The sequence below is a fragment of the Micromonospora sp. NPDC018662 genome (assembly GCF_044391475.1).
Taxonomy (GTDB): domain Bacteria; phylum Actinomycetota; class Actinomycetes; order Mycobacteriales; family Micromonosporaceae; genus Micromonospora.
On record NZ_JBISAC010000005.1, the window covers coordinates 228,149 to 246,263 of the forward strand.

Consider the following 18,115-nt stretch of genomic DNA (forward strand, 5'->3'; position numbering starts at 1 on the left):
CCGCGGCGCGACCGGGCGCCCGCGCGGGTGTCAGCCGTCGAGGAGCTGCTCACGGAGGATGTCCGCGTGCCCGCAGTGCTGGGCGAGCTCGCGCAGCACGTGCAGGTACACCCACCGCAGCGGCAGCGGGCCACGGCGATGTCCACGCAGGACGTCGTCCAGGCCGAGGGACGACGTGGCCCGACGGGACGCCGCACAGGCGTCGCGGTGTGCCTGCCGGACCGTGGCGATCGTGTCGCCGTCGTCGAGGACGAACGAGTCCTCCGACCGCTCCGGAATGCCGATCTCGGCGCGCGACCGGCCGGTGACCGCCTCGTCGAACCAGACCTTCTCCACGAAGGTCGCGTGCTTCACCAGACCCAGCAACGTGGTCCGGGACGCGACGAGCGACCGGCGTGCCTGAGCCTCGGTCAGCCCGTCCAGGCAGCCGTCGAGCGCGTCACGGTGCTCGTCGAGGAACGCCTCGAACTGGGCGCCGGCCGGCAACGCGACGACCCGGTCGGCGAAGGTGGGCGGAAAGGAAGGCATGGCCGAAGCATCCCAGACCGCCACCCGGGAGCAACCTCGATGCATACGGCGCGCAGTCGCGTACCAGACAACCGGGTGGCTGCCCCTGGATGAGCGTCCATCATGCACCGGTGGCCGAACCCCATTTGACCCCGAAGCCCGGATCCTCCTGGAAGCGCCGGCCCAGTGGCCTCTACACCAGGAGGGCGGGGAGCAGACCGCCGGTCACCCGCCCACACAGCCTCGCTGGCGGTACACGAACGGGGATTCACCCGTACGTTCGACGGAGTGCCCGGCGCGAGCACTTGCCGGTGCGTCGGGTCGCACTCCGACCTGTCGCCGATCGACACGTCCATCTGGTTCTCCCTGGCGTGACCTAGCCGCTGACCCGCCAGCACCGTGGGATCAGGATGTGCCTGGACCCTCCCGCCGACGTGTTCCTGACGTCCACGATCGCGGCAGCACGGTCCCAAGACAGACCCAGCATGGTGGGCCACGGCGGGCCTCACTGTGGTCGACCTCGACCGATACGAGGAGGACAGGCGGTACTACCCGTCCCTACGAGACTCACCTCACAGGATGTGCCAGCGGCGGAGTGACCGAGGGCCTCGGCATCGGACGTGCTGGCAGAGCCGGGCGGCTGATCAGATACCCGCATTCCGCGGGTTCTGATATCCGGGTCTCCCAATTTCCGGGCTGCCAGTGGGTTCAGCGAGCACGATCCCTCCTCGGATTCACTTTCTATGGACGGTAAGGCTGAGGGCAGCGACGGCCAGCTGGGTAAGGTCAGGAAGTTGGTCCTCGCCGAGGGTGACGCCGCGCAGGTTGTCCAGCGGCGTCTTGAGACCGTGGAGCCGGCTGCCCCGAAGGTCGGTGCCGTCGAGGTGGCAGGAGTCCAATTCCAGTCCGGCGAGGTCACATGACCGCAGCGCGACGCGCGGTAGTCGGCAGGACGACCACGCGCCGTTGGTGAGAGTGCAGTCGGTGAACGCGACCGAGCCGGCAGCGGTGACACGCTGAAGGGTGGCGTAGTCGAAGCGGCAGCCGTCGAACAGGACATCCTTGAGGCGTACGTCGGTGAGTCTGGTGCCGGTGAACCGGGAGCCGGTTATCGCGCACCGTTCGATGGTGATGCCGGTCAGGGTCGAGCCGGAGAAGTCGGTGCGGGTGATCTCGCAGCCATAGAGGCTGTCGGCTTCCCAGGTGCTCTCGCTCAGGTCCGCGCCGGTGATCATGCTGCTGCGGATGCTGACGTCCTCAAGGTGCGAGCCGTGCCACGCTGCGCCCTCGACGAGGGCGTCGGTGAGGCCGCCGTCCAGGTCCGTCGTGGTGTCGAGGTCGTCCGGTTCGAGGTCCGGGAGCAGGACCTTCACGTCGCCGATCGTGGTGGTGCGCATGTGTCCTCAACCTGTACGGGCGCGGGGTGGGCACGCCACCCCCCGCGTCCCCGTGGTGGTGGCTACTTCTTCTTGTTCCAGTTGTCCCAGCCGGGTCGGCTGTCGAACTTACCCTTGTTGTCCCAGGTGGGGCGGTTGTCGAACTTCGCCGCCTCGATTGACGCTATCGACCGCTGCGGGTCGACGCCGAGGCGGGCGAGTTGCTCGGGTGCGGCGTTGACGAGGACCGCGAGAGCGTTGGTCATGGTGCTCCTCCTTGAGGGGTGAGGTGGTCCGCGGCGGCGCGGACGAGGGCCTGTCGGGTGGTCCGGCAGTAGGTCGTTTCTCGGGTGGTGAACGTCGCGTGCTCGAAGTAGCGGTTGCCGGCCTGGGCGCCACGGCAGAAGTCGTAGAAGGCGCAGTGGTCGGCGCAGTCGTTGACGGCCGTGACGAACTCGGCGACGTAGTCCAGGTTGCCGGCGCGGGCGAGCATGGCGGTGATGGGTTGATGGAGGACGTTGCCGGCGATGAAGTCGCCGTATCGCAACCCACCGAGCGACCACCAGCAGTCTACGTACATGGAAAAGACCCTAACCCGGTGTTAACCACCAGGTCAGGGCCTTGATCGTTGGTGCGCCGCCAGGGACTCGAACCCCGAACCCGCGGATTAAGAGTCCGCTGCTCTGCCAGTTGAGCTAGCGGCGCTCGCCAGCAACGGGACGGAACGTTAGCAGCCTCCGCGCCGGCCCCCGACGGCAGGGCCGGCCCTAGCGCACCGCCAGCGTGACCTGCCCGGTCGCGGCCCCCGACGGATCCACCGACAGCGTGTACTCCCCGGCCGCCGGCAGTGTGGTCGCGTCGATCCCGCCGGCCCCGTTGATCACGCAGCCGGTGGCGAGGGTGCTGCCGTCCGGGGCGCGCAGCACCAGCACGCCGCACTGGTCGGGCAGCGTCGCGGCGGTCGCGGTGATCGTCACCGACGTGCCGGCGGCGACGGTGAACCGATGGTCTCCGACCGCGCCGGGCCGGTCGATCCCGGCGACGACCGGCGGCCCGCCGACCGTGACCGTCGCGTCCCGGTCCCGGCTGGTGACCAGGCGCAGCGTGGCCGTGCCGGTGCCGCGTTCGACCGGGTCGACCAGCACGGTGTACGTCCCGTCGGCGGGCAGGAGCGTGCCGTCGACCTCGCCGACGCCGTTGACGACGCAGCCGCTGCGCAGCAGTTGCCCGGCCGGGTCCCGCAGCTCCAGCGGGGAGCACTGGTCGGTCAGCGTGCTGCCGGGCACCTCGACGTAGGCGCGCTCACCGGCCCGGCCGGTGAACCGGTAGCGCGCCCGGGCGCCGGGCTGGGCGATCGAGGCGGTCACCGCCGGGCCGTTCGGTTGCAGCGTGCCGCCGCTGTCCCGGGGCGCGTAGACCCGCACGGCGGCGCGGCCGGTGTCGCCGGGGGCGGCGGTGACCCGCAGCGCGTACGTGCCGGTGGTGGTGAGGTCGACGCGGTCGACGTACCCGGCGCCGTTGATGGTGCAGCCGCTCGCGATCTCCTGCCCGTCCGGGTCGACGAGCACGTACGGCGAGCAGCGGTCGGCCATGCCGGGCGCGGTGACGTCGACGAAGACGGCGTCCCCGGCGCGGCCGGGGAACGTCAGCGGCGCACCGCCCGGCGTGAGGCCGGCGGTCGCGATCGGCGTCGCGGTGATCGGCGTACCGGCCGGCGGGGCGAGGAGTTCGGTGCCGGCGCCCGCGACGGCGAACTCCGGTCGTCCGCTGACGGCGACGTCGAAGACGCACTCGGCGAGCGGGCCGGGCGCGGTGACGCCGGCCCACCGGCAGACCTGCTCGGCGGCGGCGCGGCGGGCCGGGTCGAGGTCGCCGGCGGTCACCTCCCGCTCGGGGAAGCTCCGGTCGGTGAACGTGCCGGTGTCCTCCCCGTCGTCGTAGGGCAGCAACGAGCGGTCCGCGGTGATCCGCCAACTGTCCGCGTACGCCGGGTAGAGCGCCGCGAACGGGACGGGCTGGGCGAGGGCCGGGCCGGCGGCGGGCGCGATGTCGTCGGCCGGGTCGCCGTCGAAGTCGCCCAGCAGGCCACGGACCTTTCCGGCGCGGCCGTCGGCGAGCCGCACCAGCACGCGGTAGCCGTACCGGCCGATCTGGTCGACCGCGGCGGCGGACCCGTCCGGCCACGTCACGTCGTAGCCGTCGGTTTCTCCGGTGTCGGAGGGACGGCGGGTGAGGTTCCCGCCGCCGGCCAGGTCGGTGCGCTCCGGTGGCGCGGCGAGCGCGCCGCCGTCGACGTGGACCCGGGTGACGCCGTCGATGAGGGTGAGCGCGACGCGGTGGGCGCCGACCCGGAACGCGACCGCCGAGTTGACCGAGGCGGTGCGGGTGCCGGCCATCGGCGTCTGCCGGACCTGCACCTCCAGCGGGTCGCCGCCGGTGGCGGCGACCAGCGTGAACTCGCCCACGGCCTGGAAGTCGTAGGCGACCCGGTCGAAGGTGACCAGGTGCGGGTCGCCGTTGCTGCCGCCGCAGTCCGCCCCGTCCTCGCAGAGCTTCACCGGCCCCTTCGGCGGCGGCGTCTTCTTCGCCGGCTTCTTGCACTCGTCGAGGCTCTTCGGCAGCGGGTTCCCCTTGTACTGCGTGCGCGGCGGCAGGCCCTTCGCCACCCGGTAGCGGTTCTCCGCGAGCGTCGCCTTCACCTCGGCGGTGGGGATTCCGGTGCTGCCGCACTGGCCGGGCGGGACCGCGTCGCGGGAGATGTCGTCGGCGTGGTTCAGCTCGTGGTAGAGCGCGGCGCAGGGGTCCCGGGCCACCCCGTCCTCGTACGCGTCGGTGGAGGTGGGGTTCCAGGTCACCGTGGACGAGCCCTTGCCGTCGGCGCTGTCCGGCGTCTCGAACGCGCCCGAGCCGCCCGGCGTCGGGATGATCCGCACCTTGGGGCTCTTCTTGTCCTTCAGCCGGGGCAGCAGGCCGGCCGGATCCCCGCCGGGCAGCGCGAACCCGGCCAGGCAGCCGTCGACCGCGGCCTGGAAGTCGATGCCGCTGACCGGCACGCCGGCGGTCGGGTCGACCGAGTAGTCGGCCCGCGCCGGCCGGCCGCCGCCGACCAGCGTGCCGGCGGCCACCAGCAGCAACGCCACGGCGGCGGCGGTCGGCCGGCGGCGGAGCCGCCGCACCACGATCAGCGCGGCGAGCAGCAGCACCAGCAGCACCGCCCCGGCGGCCGGCCAGAGCCAGCGGTGACCGGGCCCGCCGTCGTCGCCCCGACCGACAGTGAACGTGGCGGTCCGCAGCGCCGTTGCGCCCGGGCAGAGGTTCGTCGCGCCGGTGACCGGCAGCGGCACGTAGCCGGCCGTGACCTCGTAGCGGCCGGGGGCGCCGACCGGCCAGAGCGAGTCCAGGCCACCGCCGTCCCCGGTGGCGGCCACCGACCGCAGCACGACGTCGCCGGGCCGGTCGCCGTCGTGCAGCCGGACGCCGGTCAGCGCCACGGTCGTGGTCGCGCCCGGTTCGACGGTGGTCAGGCCGGCGGTGGCGGCGGCGGCGATGCCGTCGTCGTGGAAACTGCGGGCGAGCGTCGGCGCGAGGTCGCGCCCGTCCCGGCGTACCCCGGTGATCTGGACGGTGCCGACGGCGCTGGTGGGCAGCGCGCAGGCCGACCCGGTGGAGTTCGTGACCGTGAGGTCCAGGCGGACCTGGTCGCCGGCGCGGAGGTCCGCCCGGCCCGGGCGCACCGTCAGGCCGAGGCCGCCGTCGGCGGGCGCCGCGGCGGCGCTCACCGCCCCGGCCACCAGGGTCGTCACCAGTACGGCGAGCCCGGTCGTGAATCGCACCGTCCACTTCATGGAGGGGACTGTAGGGGCGCGACGCCACGATTCCCGTGCTCTGTCGGGGACCGGTCGCTCAGCGGCGGACGAGCGCCCGGCGGCCGCGTCACGGCAGGGCGGCGAGGCCGATCAGATTGCCCTCCGGGTCGGTGAGGTGGCCGACCACGAGCCCGGCGGCGTTGCGCTCGGGCCCCATGACCCGCCTGCCGCCGAGACTCTCCGCCCGCCGCAGTGCCGCCTCCACGTCCGGCACCTTGACATAGAAGACGACGTGACTGTCGAACCCCGGCCCGCCCCCGATGCCGCCGGGGATCCGCTGCCCGGTCTCGTCGGTGGCGTCCATGAAGCCGTACCGACCCGCCTCGGAGACCGACGGCGCGACCGGACCGCCGGTCTCGAACTGCCAGCCGAACAGGTCACCGAGGTAATCCCGGAGCCGCTCCGGATCCTTGCCGATGATCTCGAAATGGATAACTGGATTGCCCATCGTCCCGACCGGTCCCTTTCGTTGCGTCGTCCGCGTGGACCCTCACCGTAACGATGTAGGTTGTGAAGAACAACCACTCGGTTTATATTGACAACTTGCCGTACCGGGAGGACAACGTGCCCACCAACCGCAGCTACGGCGACGGATGCGGCATCGCCCGCGCCCTCGACGTCGTCGGCGAACGATGGGCCCTACTCGTCGTGCGGGAGCTGATTCTCGGCCCGCAACGCTTCACCGACCTGCGCCAGAGTCTCGCCTCGGCCAGCAGCAACCTGGTGGCCGACCGGCTCCGCGAGCTCACCGACCGGGGTGTCGTCCGGCGGCACCGGCTGCCACCGCCGGCCGCCTCCTGGGTCTACGAACTCACCGACTGGGGGCGGCGGTTGGAGCCGATCGTCATCGCCCTCGGCGAATGGGGACTACGCGCGCCGTTCCCGCCCCAGCCCACCGTGGGCGCCACCTCGGTGCTGCTGTTCCTGCGCACCGCCGGCCGCCCCGACCCCGGCGACCCGCCGTCGACCGGTCGCGTCGAGCTGGCCGGACGGGTCTTCACCGTCCGCACCGCCGCCGGCCGGACAGAGATCGCGCAGGGCGGGCCACCCGCACCGGAGTACGACCTCCGGACCGACCCGGCGACCCTCAACGCGGCGGTGCACGCACCGGACATCCTCGACACAGCCCTGCACGACGGCCGCGCCACGCTCAGCGGCGACCGCAGTGCGCTCGACCGGCTGCTGCGCGCGGTGGCCCGCCAGTCGCCCGTCGGCGGACATCCACCCCAGCCGTAGGGCAACCGACAGCCGAAGTCGTGCCGCACAAAGCCGGGCGTGGCGGCAGTCCCGGCAAAGCTCGGACGACGTTTGCATCCCGTCGACCGGCGACGAATGGCAGACACAAGGCATTGACATCGATGCCCCATCCCGGCAGGCTTTGCGGAACGCCGGGAAACGTGATGCATTTCGGCTTTCCCTTTCACTGTCGCGCCTTTCCCGCGTGTCCGAGAACGAGTTGACGCCGTTTCCCGACGGATCGGAGACCTGATGCGCGTCGCCCTCCTGACCACGACGCAGCACGGTCATCTGAACCCGTACGTCCCGGTGGTCAACGCGCTGGGCGCCGCCGGCGGCGAGGTCACGCTGCTGCTGTTGTCCGCGGACGGCGGCATGCTCGACGACCAGCGTCGCCGTGCCCTCGGCAGCACGCCGGTCCACGTGATCGGCACGGTCGAGATGGCGCCGTGGAGCGGCGATCCGGCGCAGATCGGCGCGATGCTCCAGGCGTCGCCGGTGGCTGACCAGACGACCGAGGCGCTCCGCGCGACGGCACCGGACTTCGTGCTCGTCGACTCGCTGCCGGTCACCGCGTCGGCCATGGTCGGCACCGAGGCCGCCGGCATTCCGTACGGGATGATCTGGGCCAACCTGGGTGGCGTCTGCCCGCGCGAGCACCGACGGGGACGCTGGGCCTACGACGAGCAGGTCGGTGACTATTTGACCCGGCACGGGGTGCGGTGGTCGACCCGTACCCATTCGGCGCGATCGCCCATTCTCAATCTGATGCCGACGATTCCCGCGCTCGTCGGGAACGACGGCGTCACCGACGACGGAGTGCAGTTGATCGGGTTGCCGGGCGCGGCGGGAACCCGCGGCGACGAGGTCGCCTTCTCCGGCCTCGACCGGCTCGAACCGGGCCGTCCGATGGTGTACGTCTCCTTCGGCACGATCTTCTATCGACGACCCGACCTGCTGCGCACGGTCATCACCGGGGCGGCGGCCACCGGCGCGCAGGTGATCGCCGCGGTCGGGGACCTCGCCGAGGACCTCGCGCTGCCCGACGACGTGCTCGCCGCCCCCTATCTGCCGCAACGCGAGGTGCTCGAGCGCGCCGACGTGTTCGTCACCCACGGCGGCTACAACTCCGTCGCCGAGTCGATCCGGGCGGCGACGCCGATGCTGGTGATCCCGCTGGCGGTGGATCAGCCGGTGCAGGCGCACTTCGTGGGCAGCGCGGGCTTCGGGACGGCGTTGGCGCCGGCCGACGTCACCGCGCAGGCGGTCACCGACGCCGTCACCGACCTGCTCGACCCCACCCGGGACTACCGGGCCCGGCTGCGCGCCGCCCAGCCGGAGTGTGGCGACTCCGCCGTACGGACGGCGGAGCTGGTCATCGACGCGGCCCGGTCGCCACGGCGCGAGGAGAAGCAGTGACGACCGGGGCGCGACCGCCGGGCGACCCGATCGTGCTCGACGACCGGGAGCGCCACACGTTCCGGGTGGATCGCCGCGCCTACACCGACGGCGACCTGGCCGCGCAGGAGATGACCAGGATCTTCGACCGCTGCTGGCTGTACGTCGGGCACGAGTCGGAGGTCCCCGGCCCGGGCTCCTACGTGGCCCGGGACGTCGGCGGGCGACCGGTGGTCATGGCGCGCGGGTCCGACGGGGTGATCCGGGTGTTCGCGAACAGCTGCCCGCACCGCGGGGCGCTGATCTGCTCGCAGCCGGCCGGGCAGGCCAGGTCGTTCCGGTGCCCCTACCACGACTGGACGTTCTCCAATCGGGGCGACCTGGTCGGGGTCCCGATCCCGGACGGGTACGGGCCGGGTTTCCGGAAGGCGGACCACGGCCTCGCGCAGCACCGCAGTGACGCCTACCGCGGATTCGTGTTCGTCACCTTCGACCCGCACCAGCGGCGCAGCCTGACCGAATACCTGGCGGGCGCGACGGAGTACCTCGATCTGATCGACGACCAGTCCGAGGTCGGGATGGAGGTGATCCAGGGCGCGCAACTCCACGGCGCTCGGGCCAACTGGAAGCTCATGATGGAGAACAGCGTCGACATCTACCACTTCCGGGCCCTGCACAAGCGGTACGTCGGCTACATGGAGTCGCTGGGGTCGGTGCCACCACGACGGCGCGGCGGCTTCGGCTGCGCCCTCGGGCTGGGACACGGCGCCAACGAGCTGCCACCGGCGGCGGCCCGCCCGCTCGCCTACTGGACGCCGATGTTCGGCGCCGAGGTCCGGCCGCGGATCGAGGCGACGGCCGCCCGGTTCGTCGACCGGTTCGGCGCCGAGCGCGCCGAGCGGATCACCCACACCAATCGCGCGCTGCTGATCTTTCCCAACCTGATGATCATCGACGCGATCGCGATCACGATCCGCAAGATCGACCCGATCGGCCCCGATCGGATGGCCATCACCTCGGTCGCGCTGGCCCCCCGGGACGAGGATCCGGACATCCGGGAACTCCGCAAGAGCCACTACCTGACGTTCCTCGGCCCCGCCGGCTTCGCCACCCCCGACGACATCGAGATCGTCGAGTCGTGCCAGCGGGGCTACCTCAACCGCACGGTCCGCTACTCGGATCTGTCCCGCGGCATGAACAAGGCCGTACCGGAGACGACCGACGAGCTTCCCGCCCGGGAGTTCTGGCGGCAGTGGGACCGGCTCATGCACGGCGACGACGAACACCACGAGGTCGCCCGGCGGGCGGAGCGTCAGGGGGCGGAATCGCGATGACCATCGAGCTGACCGTCGACGAGACGGCCCAGGTGCGGTTGTGGCACCGGGTGAACCAGTTCCTCTTCCGGGAGGCACGGCTGCTCGACGAGTGGCGCCTGCGCGAGTGGTACGACGAGATGCTGACCGACGACGTCCGCTACCGGGTGCCGGCCACCGACGTCCGGGACGAGGCGGCCGACGCGCTCGGGCTCATCGACGACGACGCCGCCCGCCTGCGCCAGCGCATCGAACAACTCCTCGACGGCGAGGTGTGGTGCGAGAACCCGCGGTCACGGACCAACCGGATGGTCGGCAACGTGGAGATCCTGACCGATCGGGGCACCCACCTCGACGTGGCGGCGAATGTCGTCGTCCACCGGTTCGGGCACGGACGCTCCGACGTCTACGTCGGAAAATACCGGTTCGAACTCGTCGTCGAGGGCGGGTCGTTCCGGACCCGGCGACGGGTCGTGGTGCTGGACCACGAGACGCTGGTCGAGCACGGAAAGCTCAGCATCATCCTGTGACCGGGCAGTGAAGACGGCCGTCCCGGGCAGCGCCCCACCCGTCGCCGCCGTCCAGCCGGGTCTCCCGCGCGAGGTGTACGTCCTCAGTGTCGTCGGCGGATGCGTCATGCTGGGCCTGGGGCTGGTGCTCCCGGTGCTCCCGGTGTACGCGGCGACGTTCGGGGCGGGGCCCACCCGGATCGGCGCGCTCGTCGCCCTGTTCGCGTTGATGCGGCTGGTCGCCAGCCCGTTCTGTGGCCGACTGGGCGCGCGTTTCGGGGAACGGCGGGTAGTGGTCGCCGGCCTGCTGCTCTGTGCGGTCTCCTCGGCCCTGACGGCGAACGCCTCGTCGTACGGGCAACTGCTCGTGTTCCGTGGCCTCGGCGGCGTCGGCTCGGTGCTGTTCTCGGTGTCCGCGCTGGCGATGCTCCTGGCGGTCGCGCCGGCCGACCGACGAGGGCGGGCCAGCGCCGTGTTCGAGGCGGGCTTCCTGCTCGGCGGGATCTGCGGACCGGCCCTGGGCGGGCTCCTCGCGCTCGTCTCCCTGTCCACGCCGTTCCTGGCGTACGCCGCGCTGTTGCTGACCGCCGCGGTGCTGACGCCGGCGCTGCTGCGCAGGGGCCGGACCGCCGGCGCGGAGCCCGGTCGTCCGGAGGTCGGGCTACCGGCGCTGCTGCGGGACCGACGCTACCTGGTGGCCTGCCTCGCCGCGCTGGCCCAGGGATGGGTCCTGTTCGGGCTGCGCAGCGCGCTGGTCCCCACGCTGGTGGTGGTGGCGTGGCGACACGACGTGTCGTGGGTGGGGTGGGCGTTCACGCTGTCCGCCGCCGTCCAGGCGCTGCTGATCATGCCGGCCGGCCGGATGGTCGATCGGGCCGGCCGCCGGATCGCCATGATCGCCGGCACCGGTGTGGCGGCGGCGGCGATCACCGCCCTGGTGTTCGTGGACCGGTACGCCTGGCTCGCCGCGCTGCTGGTCGTCTACGCGGCGGGATCGGCGCTGCTCAACGCCGCGCCGGCGGCGCTGATCGGTGACGTCGTGGCCGGCCGGGCCGGCAGTGGCGTCGCCGTCTTCTCGATGTGCACCGACGTCGGAGCCGTGGTCGGACCGGTCGTCGTGGGGCTCGTCGCCGAGCGCGTGAACGTTCCGGCCGCCTTCGCCAGCGGCGCCGCGCTGCTGGCCGTCGCCTTCGTGGCGTCGGGCACGTTGACCACCGATCGGCCTACCCGAAGGAGTTGACCGATGGATCAGCCGGCTGACCGCCATGAGCGGGGTGAGGCCATGTTTCAGCAGGTCTTCGGCCGTGCGCCGCGCCCGGGTTCCTATCCGGAGTTCCTGCGGATCACGGTCGACCACCTGTTCGGGGAGATCTGGACCCGCCCGCACCTGAGCGTCGAGGAGCGCGAACTGGTCGCGCTGACCGCTGTCGCGCTGGCCCGTACCGACTGGGAGCTGCGCGGCCACATCGGTGCCGCCCTGCACCTGGGGATGTCGCGGGAGAAGATCGTCGAAGTCATCATCCAGCTCGCCTACTACGGTGGCTGGCCGGTCGCCAACAACGGACTGCGCGTGGCCCAGGAGGTCTTCGCCGAACTGGACGACGCCACCGGGAGGGCCGCGGACGATGACCGGTGAGCCGCCTCCCCTCGACCCGGCCGAGAAGGTCGACCTGTGGCGCCAGCGGTTCTTCGAGGCCCAGGCGGCCGCCGAGGAGTTCATCCTGGGCGAGCACGGCGAAGCGGGCCTGGCCGCGTGGATCCGGGCCAACTCCCGCATCACCGCGGAGCTGCTACGGGCGCAGCGGCCCGCCGGGATGTCCGCCACCGACCACTTCATGACCCGGCTGCAACGGCAGCTCCTGCTGTACGACTCGGCGGTGACCAGTGAGCCCCAGCCCTCGGGCACCGTCCTGCGCAACGCCGACTGCGGGATCCTGCGCTACCGCAGGCGGGCCGCCCGCGCCGGCGTCGTCCTGACGTTCTCGTCACCGTGCCCGTACTGCCAGGAACTCAACACGGCCATCGCCGCCCGCTATGTGGAACCGGACGTCAGGGTGTCGTGCGTGCAGGCCGGCGACGGGTGCACCTGGCGCGCGGAGTCTCCCGCCCCGGAAGAGGACACGGCCGGGTCGCCGCACCGCGGACGAGCCGGCGACTGAACCACCGGCAGCAGCGTGCGCTCGTCGGCCGGCGACCGGCTGGCGACGAGCGTCATGCCGAGTTGCCGGCCCACTGCCACACACATGTCGAACGCCGCGGTGCGGGTCAGGTCCTGATGATCGTTGCGGGTGAAGCACGCCGACGCCACGTTCTTGTTCCGGAGCCGCAAGTACCACGGAAACAACGCACCCAGCGCCGGCTCGGTCAGCATGGTGCGCGAATGCACGATGGTCCCGACCAGCAGGTTGCCGAACGGTCGATGCCGGGCGTTCATGAAGCTCTTCAGGCGTTCCTGGAAGATCTTCAACACCGCGGGCACGTTCCCGGCGTACACCGGCATGGCGAGCAGCATCGCCTGCGCCCCCTCGGCCAGCTCGACGACGTGCGCGAAGTCGTCGTCGATCGGGCACCGGCCCACCTCCGGGTCGAGGCAGGTGTCCTCGCCCTCGCACATCGCGATGCGGTGGTCGATCAACCGGATCCGCTGGACCTCCGCGCCGTCGACCTCCCGGACCACGCCGGTGATCGCTGCCTCCAGCAACGCGTCGGTCACCGACGGCAGGCGCTTCTGGGTGCAGGACAACGCAACGATCTTCATGCGAGGAGCCTCCAGGAATTGACGACTGTCGAAGCATAGCGGCATAATCTCCACCGGAGCCGGGCTGGCCTCAGGCCGAACCACACGGTGCGCCGAAGCCGGCGGACCGTGGCCACCCACCCGACGTGCTGCCAGCGGGCCGCGAGCCACGTCGCGGACCGACTCCCGGGCAGAGCGATCCGCGACGGCGCCGAGCAGCACCTCGAACGCCAGCGGGAGAAACCACCGATGACCCCCTTCGCCAGCTCCTCCACCCCGCCCCGATCCTCGCGTCGCCCCACGCTGGTGGCCGCAGCCGCCGCCGCCCTGCTGACCGCCGTGACGTCCGGCCTGGCCGTCACCGCCGCGCCCTCGATGGCCGCCGCCTGCACCGGCTACGTGGCGCTGACCTTCGACGACGGGCCCACCCCCGGCAACACCACCACGCTGATCAACACCCTCAAGGCCGCCGGCGTACGGGCGACGTTCTTCAACGTCGGCCAGAACGTGCAGAGCAATCCGGCGCTGGCCAAGGCCCAGCGGGACGCCGGCATGTGGATCGGGAACCACAGCTGGACGCACCCGCACATGACCCAGCTCAGTCAGGCCCAGATGGCCTCGGAGATCTCCCAGACCCAGCAGGCGATCCAGCAGGCCACCGGGGAGACCCCCAAGCTGTTCCGGCCGCCCTACCTGGAGTCCAACGCGATGCTGCGAGCGGTCGAGGCCCAGTTCGGGCTGACCGAGATCAACGCCGACGTGGACTCCCAGGACTGGAACAACGCCAGCACCGACCAGATCGTGCAGAACGCCGACCGGCTCCAGGCCGGCGGGTCCATCCTGATGCACGACTGGCCGGCGAACACGATCGCGGCCATCCCGCGCATCGTCAGCAATCTCGCGAGCCGTGGCCTGTGCGCCGGCATGATCTCGCCGACCACCGGCCGGGCGGTCGCCCCGGACGGCGCCACCCCGCCACCCACCACCCCGCCGCCCACCACCCCGCCCCCCACCACGCCGCCCCCCACCACCCCGCCGCCGGACCCCTCGGGCGCCTGCACCGCCACCTACCGCCTGGTCAGCAGCTGGACCGGCGGGTTCCAGGGCGAGGTGACCGTGAGCAGCACGAGGGCCATCACCGGCTGGACGGTACGGATGACCCTGGCCGGCGGGCAGAGCATCAGCAACGTGTGGAACGGCGTGGCCACCGGCGCCAGCGGCCCGGTCAGCGTGCGCAACGCCGCCTACAACGGGTCCCTCAACGCCGGCGGGTCGACGAGCTTCGGCTTCCTCGCCAACGGCAGCAGCTCACCGGCCCCGAGCGGGATCACCTGCTCCAGCTCGTAGCGCATCCCCTCAAGGAGCACAGATGCGACTCACCCGTACCCGGCTCCGGTCGGCGGTGGCGGTGTCCACCACCGTCGCCGTCGCCGTGACCGCCGCACTCACCACCACCGTCGCCGCGCAGGCCGCCGCCGGCTGCCGGGTCGCCTACACCGTCACCAGCCAGTGGCCGGGCGGCTTCGGCGCGAACATCGACCTCACCAACCTCGGTGACCCGCTGACCGGCTGGCGACTGACCTGGTCGTTCACCGCCGGGCAGGTGGTCGGGCAACTGTGGAACGGCACGGTGACCCAGTCCGGTGGCCGGGTCACCGTCACCAACGCCGGCTGGAACGGCAACCTCGGCACCGGCGCCGGCGCGCAGCTCGGTTTCAGCGGCTCGTGGAACAACTCGGCGAACCCGGCGCCGACCGACTTCGCGCTCAACGGGGTGCCGTGCACCGGAAGCCCGACCCCCACCACGCCCGCGCCGACCACCCCGCCACCGCCCACCAGCCCGCCACCCACCACCGCGCCACCCACCACCGCGCCGCCGCCCACCAGCCCGCCGCCGTCCGCCGCGCAGACGAGCACGGTGGGGCGCGTCCGGGCGGTCGGGGCCAGCGTCCAGTACACCTGGCCCGGCACCTACTTCGAAGGGCGGTTCCGGGGCACCGGCGTCGGGATCGTGCTCAACGACAGCCAGAACGACTACGCCGTCCAGGTCGACGGCACCACCGTCGCCACCCTGGTCACCCCCGGGCAGACCACCTACTGGGTCCGCAACCTCGCCGACGCCGTCCACACCGTACGGCTCGTCAAACGCACCGAGAGCCCGTGGGCCGCCGGTGAGTTCGGTGGTCTCGTCGTCGCGCCCGGTGGCACGATCCTGGCCAAGCCCGCCGCCCGCAGCCGGCAGATCGAGTTCATCGGTGACTCGTGGACCGCCGGCTACGGCAACATGTCGACCACCCGCGACTGCTCCGCCAACGGCGGGGTCACCCGCAACTCCAACGCCGACGTCACGTTCGGCGCCCTCACCGCACAGAGCCTGAACGCCGACTACCAGCTCATCGCCTGGTCCGGCCTGGGCATGGTGCGCAACTACAACGGCGGGGGCACCGACAACTTCCGCACCTACTACGAGACCGACCTCCAGGCGCTCTGGAACAGCACGGTGTGGCAGAAGCCGGCCACCTGGCAACCGCAACTGGTCGTGGTCGGCCTGGGCATCAACGACTTCTCCACCGCCCTCAACGCCGGCGAGCGGTGGAGCACCCCCGACCAGCTCGCCGCCGACTTCCGGACCGCGTACCTGGGCTTCCTCGACAAGCTGCGGGCCCGGTACGGCCCCGACACGTTCATCGTGCTCACCTACCCGGACCTGTCCGGCACGCTCCTCGCCAGCTCCGTGCAGCAGGTCGTCCGGACCCGGACGGACGCGGGCGACAGCCGGATCCGCTCGCTCTACTACGACGACAACGCGCTGGGTCTGGACAAGCTGGGCTGTGACTGGCACCCGTCGCGACGCGACGACCAGCTCCTCGCCGGCGCGCTCACCCGGTTCATCGGCACCCTGCCGCTGACCTGGTAGCGCAAGACGACACGTCCGAGGGCGGGCCCGGCAACGGGCCCGCCCTCGACGGGTTTCAGTGTCGGCGCTGCGGCAGGACGAGCAGCGTCACGGAGTTCGCCGGGTACGTCGCGCTGACGCCGCCACGGGTCACCCGGAGATCCTCGCCCCGGACGATCGAGGTGAGATCGGCCGGACCGTAGGTGAACCGCTGCGCCCTGTCCCTGCCGTGGAATCCGGCGAGCGCCATCCGGGACGTCAGGTCGTCGCCCGTCTTGTTGACGACCATGAGGGTGAGCGCCTTGTCGGACGAGCGTTGCGCCGCGTAGACCGCGAGCTTCCCCTGGTCGCTGCTGACCGCCGACACGCTCACGTCGCCGAACCGGCTCCCGGCTCCGTCGTAGTTGCGGTACATCCGGAACGCGTACGCACCGGGGTCGGTCGGTTTCGGTTCGCCCCAGATGGTGGCCAGGTCGAGACCCTCGCGCCCGAAGATGCCGAGCACGTCGGCCTGCGCGAGCGCGCCGTTGATGTCGTCCAGCGCGCCCCAGTTGTATTCGGTGATGGCGACCTTCGTACCGGGGTAGTACTGCGCGACCCACGCCTTCATCTGGCGGATGAACTGCAACGGCGGCGCATTCACCCCGCCCGGACCGATCCAGGACTCGTCCACGTACGTCGGGTCCCACAACGACCGGGTGGAGCGCAGCCGCAGCGCGTTGGCATCCGGGTCCTTACCGCCGCTGATCTGCGGATAGTAGTGCTGATCGAAGTAGTCGAGGAAGCGCTTCCCGCCGTGGGCGTCGCTGAAGTCCTTCATGTTCCTCAGGTACCACTGGGACAGGTTGAGCCCGCCGTGCGCCGCCGCGTCCGCACCCGGCGCGCATCCGTCCACGCCGGACGCCACCCATTCGCAGTAGCCCCAACCGGACGGGCCGAGCACCGCCGCACGCGGATCGGCGGCCTTGATCGCCGCCGCGGTCGCCGTACCCTTGCCGCCCAGTTCGTCGTAGCTCACCGGCTCGGGATGCACGTCGCGGTGGGTGGAGCTCCACAACACCGGCTCGTTGTCGAGTTCGTAGATCGGCACGCCGCCACGTGACGCCGGGCCGAACTGGTTCACCAGATGGGACACCATCTCGCCCGCGAACGACGCGTCGGCCGGAATCGAGGTGTCCGAGGGGACCGCCCCGACCAGGTTCGCGTCGGCGTGCCGGCCGTTGCCACAGTTGGGGTCCCACTGGTCGAACGAGTCCTGCTCCGGAAAACGGGTGGCCGGGAAGCCGCAGGCGAACGGGTGCGACGAGGGCGAGTCCTTCGCCACCCATCCGATCAACGGCACGGCGACCACCTGCTTGGTCCCCTGGTCCCGGTTCCGCTGGACGAACGCCTCGACCGTGTTGTCGGGTCCGGCCACGATGTTCTCGAAGTACCAGTCGCTGCCGGTGTTGTAGGTGTGGTTCTTGAAGTTGTAGCGGCTGCTCGCGTTACCGCCCCAACGCGCCACCGGCGTGCGGAGTTCCGCGACGAGCGCGGGGTCGCCACCGTTCATGCCGTAGATGTCGGGGCTGATCGCGTGCCGGGCGGCGGAGGCGTCCACGGCCAGGGTGAGCCCGTCGGCGGCTGCCGCCGGGCCGGCGACCGCCGGGGTGGTCAACAGGCCCAGCACGAGTGATCCGGCCGCACCGATCGCCGTGGTCGGACGTGGCTTGCGCCGTCGTTGCACACCCATCAGAGACTCCCGCCGCCGATCAGCCCGGGACGGACCGAACTCACACATACATTACCGTTTGTCTATATGCAGTCAACCCATCGATGTTGGACAATGCTTTGATGTCGAACCGGACCTGGCCGACGGTCACCTGCCGCGCCGGATGACCCGACCGATCGACTCCTCGGCCCGGTCACCCGGCGGAGCTTTCAGGCGGCGCAGATGACCTGGGCCTGGGCCGAGTAGAAGTTGGGCATCGACTGGCTCACCCAGGACGCCCCGTTGGAGCACTGGATGAACGGCTCCGGATAGCCCGCGGCGTAGGCCAGGTTGCGGGCCTGGTTCTGAGCGTTGATCAACGCGATCTGCGGGATCGAGCTGATGCCGTAGCCGGTGAAGATCTGCACCCCCGGCGGCGGGGCGGCCGAGGCCGGAGAGGCGACGGCGAGGCTCGATGCCAGCATCGCCGTGGCGAGCGCCGCAGCGCCGGTGAGTCGTCGGACCGTGGACATGACTCTGCTCCTCGAATAGATGGTGGTCGACTGCCAGGTGCCCCTACTGTTCCG

Annotated in this window: 16 protein-coding genes, 1 tRNA gene and 2 pseudogenes; 9 read left to right on the forward strand and 10 right to left on the reverse strand. The window is 71.5% G+C overall.

Features of this window, described 5'->3' with window-relative positions:
• Positions 1-30 precede the first annotated feature (30 nt).
• From ACH495_RS17625 to ACH495_RS17655, 7 genes and pseudogenes are all read right to left on the reverse strand, one after another.
• Positions 31-528, reverse strand: a complete 498-nt coding sequence (locus tag ACH495_RS17625; protein ID WP_396858781.1) for a DinB family protein — start codon at positions 526-528, stop codon at positions 31-33.
• A gap of 713 nt (positions 529-1,241) precedes the next feature.
• Entirely contained in the window at positions 1,242-1,904 is a 663-nt protein-coding gene (locus ACH495_RS17630) for a pentapeptide repeat-containing protein (protein WP_396858782.1), read from the reverse strand.
• Between the two features lie 62 nt (positions 1,905-1,966).
• Entirely contained in the window at positions 1,967-2,149 is a 183-nt protein-coding gene (gene amcA / locus ACH495_RS17635) for a multiple cyclophane-containing RiPP AmcA (protein ID WP_396858783.1), read from the reverse strand.
• Positions 2,146-2,427, reverse strand: a pseudogene (locus ACH495_RS17640) (radical SAM protein); the annotation flags it as partial. The gene amcA and the pseudogene ACH495_RS17640, both read right to left, overlap by 4 nt.
• An 85-nt stretch (positions 2,428-2,512) precedes the next feature.
• Positions 2,513-2,588: transfer RNA gene (locus ACH495_RS17645), tRNA-Lys, on the reverse strand.
• A 62-nt stretch (positions 2,589-2,650) separates the two neighbouring features.
• Complete coding sequence (locus ACH495_RS17650; RefSeq protein WP_396858784.1) at positions 2,651-5,728, reverse strand: VWD domain-containing protein; 3,078 nt, start codon at positions 5,726-5,728, stop codon at positions 2,651-2,653.
• 88 nt (positions 5,729-5,816) lie between these two features.
• Positions 5,817-6,197: a VOC family protein gene (locus ACH495_RS17655; protein ID WP_396858785.1), complete on the reverse strand. Its 381-nt coding sequence runs from the start codon at positions 6,195-6,197 to the stop codon at positions 5,817-5,819.
• A gap of 95 nt (positions 6,198-6,292) precedes the next feature.
• Between ACH495_RS17655 and ACH495_RS17660 the strand changes: the two genes are divergently transcribed.
• From ACH495_RS17660 to ACH495_RS17690, 7 genes are all read left to right on the forward strand, one after another.
• The gene (locus ACH495_RS17660; RefSeq protein WP_396858786.1) at positions 6,293-6,985 is read left to right on the forward strand and encodes a winged helix-turn-helix transcriptional regulator; all 693 of its coding nucleotides are present in this window, start codon (positions 6,293-6,295) and stop codon (positions 6,983-6,985) included.
• 252 nt (positions 6,986-7,237) lie between these two features.
• Positions 7,238-8,404, forward strand: coding sequence for a glycosyltransferase (locus ACH495_RS17665; RefSeq protein WP_396858787.1), 1,167 nt, complete (start codon positions 7,238-7,240; stop codon positions 8,402-8,404).
• Complete coding sequence (locus tag ACH495_RS17670; RefSeq protein WP_396858788.1) at positions 8,401-9,717, forward strand: aromatic ring-hydroxylating dioxygenase subunit alpha; 1,317 nt, start codon at positions 8,401-8,403, stop codon at positions 9,715-9,717. Before ACH495_RS17665 ends, ACH495_RS17670 begins: the two co-directional genes overlap by 4 nt.
• Positions 9,714-10,226 (forward strand): aromatic-ring-hydroxylating dioxygenase subunit beta, encoded by a 513-nt coding sequence (locus ACH495_RS17675; RefSeq protein ID WP_396858789.1) that lies wholly within the window; start codon positions 9,714-9,716, stop codon positions 10,224-10,226. Before ACH495_RS17670 ends, ACH495_RS17675 begins: the two co-directional genes overlap by 4 nt.
• Before the next feature lie 73 nt (positions 10,227-10,299).
• Positions 10,300-11,445 (forward strand): MFS transporter, encoded by a 1,146-nt coding sequence (locus ACH495_RS17680; RefSeq protein WP_396859001.1) that lies wholly within the window; start codon positions 10,300-10,302, stop codon positions 11,443-11,445.
• A gap of 3 nt (positions 11,446-11,448) precedes the next feature.
• On the forward strand, positions 11,449-11,841 hold the full coding sequence (locus ACH495_RS17685; RefSeq protein ID WP_396858790.1) for a carboxymuconolactone decarboxylase family protein: 393 nt from the start codon (positions 11,449-11,451) through the stop codon (positions 11,839-11,841).
• On the forward strand, positions 11,831-12,364 hold the full coding sequence (locus ACH495_RS17690) for a hypothetical protein (protein ID WP_396858791.1): 534 nt from the start codon (positions 11,831-11,833) through the stop codon (positions 12,362-12,364). Before ACH495_RS17685 ends, ACH495_RS17690 begins: the two co-directional genes overlap by 11 nt.
• A 239-nt stretch (positions 12,365-12,603) precedes the next feature.
• On the opposite strand, the pseudogene ACH495_RS17695 reads toward ACH495_RS17690, so the two are convergent.
• Positions 12,604-13,008 (reverse strand): annotated as a pseudogene (locus tag ACH495_RS17695) (flavodoxin family protein); the annotation flags it as partial.
• Between the two features lie 183 nt (positions 13,009-13,191).
• Here ACH495_RS17695 and ACH495_RS17700 point away from each other — a divergent pair.
• Complete coding sequence (locus ACH495_RS17700) at positions 13,192-14,289, forward strand: polysaccharide deacetylase family protein (RefSeq protein ID WP_396858792.1); 1,098 nt, start codon at positions 13,192-13,194, stop codon at positions 14,287-14,289.
• Between the two features lie 22 nt (positions 14,290-14,311).
• A complete protein-coding gene (locus ACH495_RS17705; protein ID WP_396858793.1) occupies positions 14,312-15,859 on the forward strand; it encodes a cellulose binding domain-containing protein in 1,548 nt (515 codons plus the stop codon).
• 55 nt (positions 15,860-15,914) lie between these two features.
• Here the strand turns inward: ACH495_RS17705 and ACH495_RS17710 are convergent, their stop codons facing one another.
• Complete coding sequence (locus tag ACH495_RS17710) at positions 15,915-17,570, reverse strand: glycoside hydrolase family 44 protein (protein WP_396858794.1); 1,656 nt, start codon at positions 17,568-17,570, stop codon at positions 15,915-15,917.
• A 188-nt stretch (positions 17,571-17,758) separates the two neighbouring features.
• Positions 17,759-18,061 (reverse strand): hypothetical protein, encoded by a 303-nt coding sequence (locus ACH495_RS17715; protein ID WP_396858795.1) that lies wholly within the window; start codon positions 18,059-18,061, stop codon positions 17,759-17,761.
• Between the last annotated feature and the right edge of the window lie 54 nt (positions 18,062-18,115).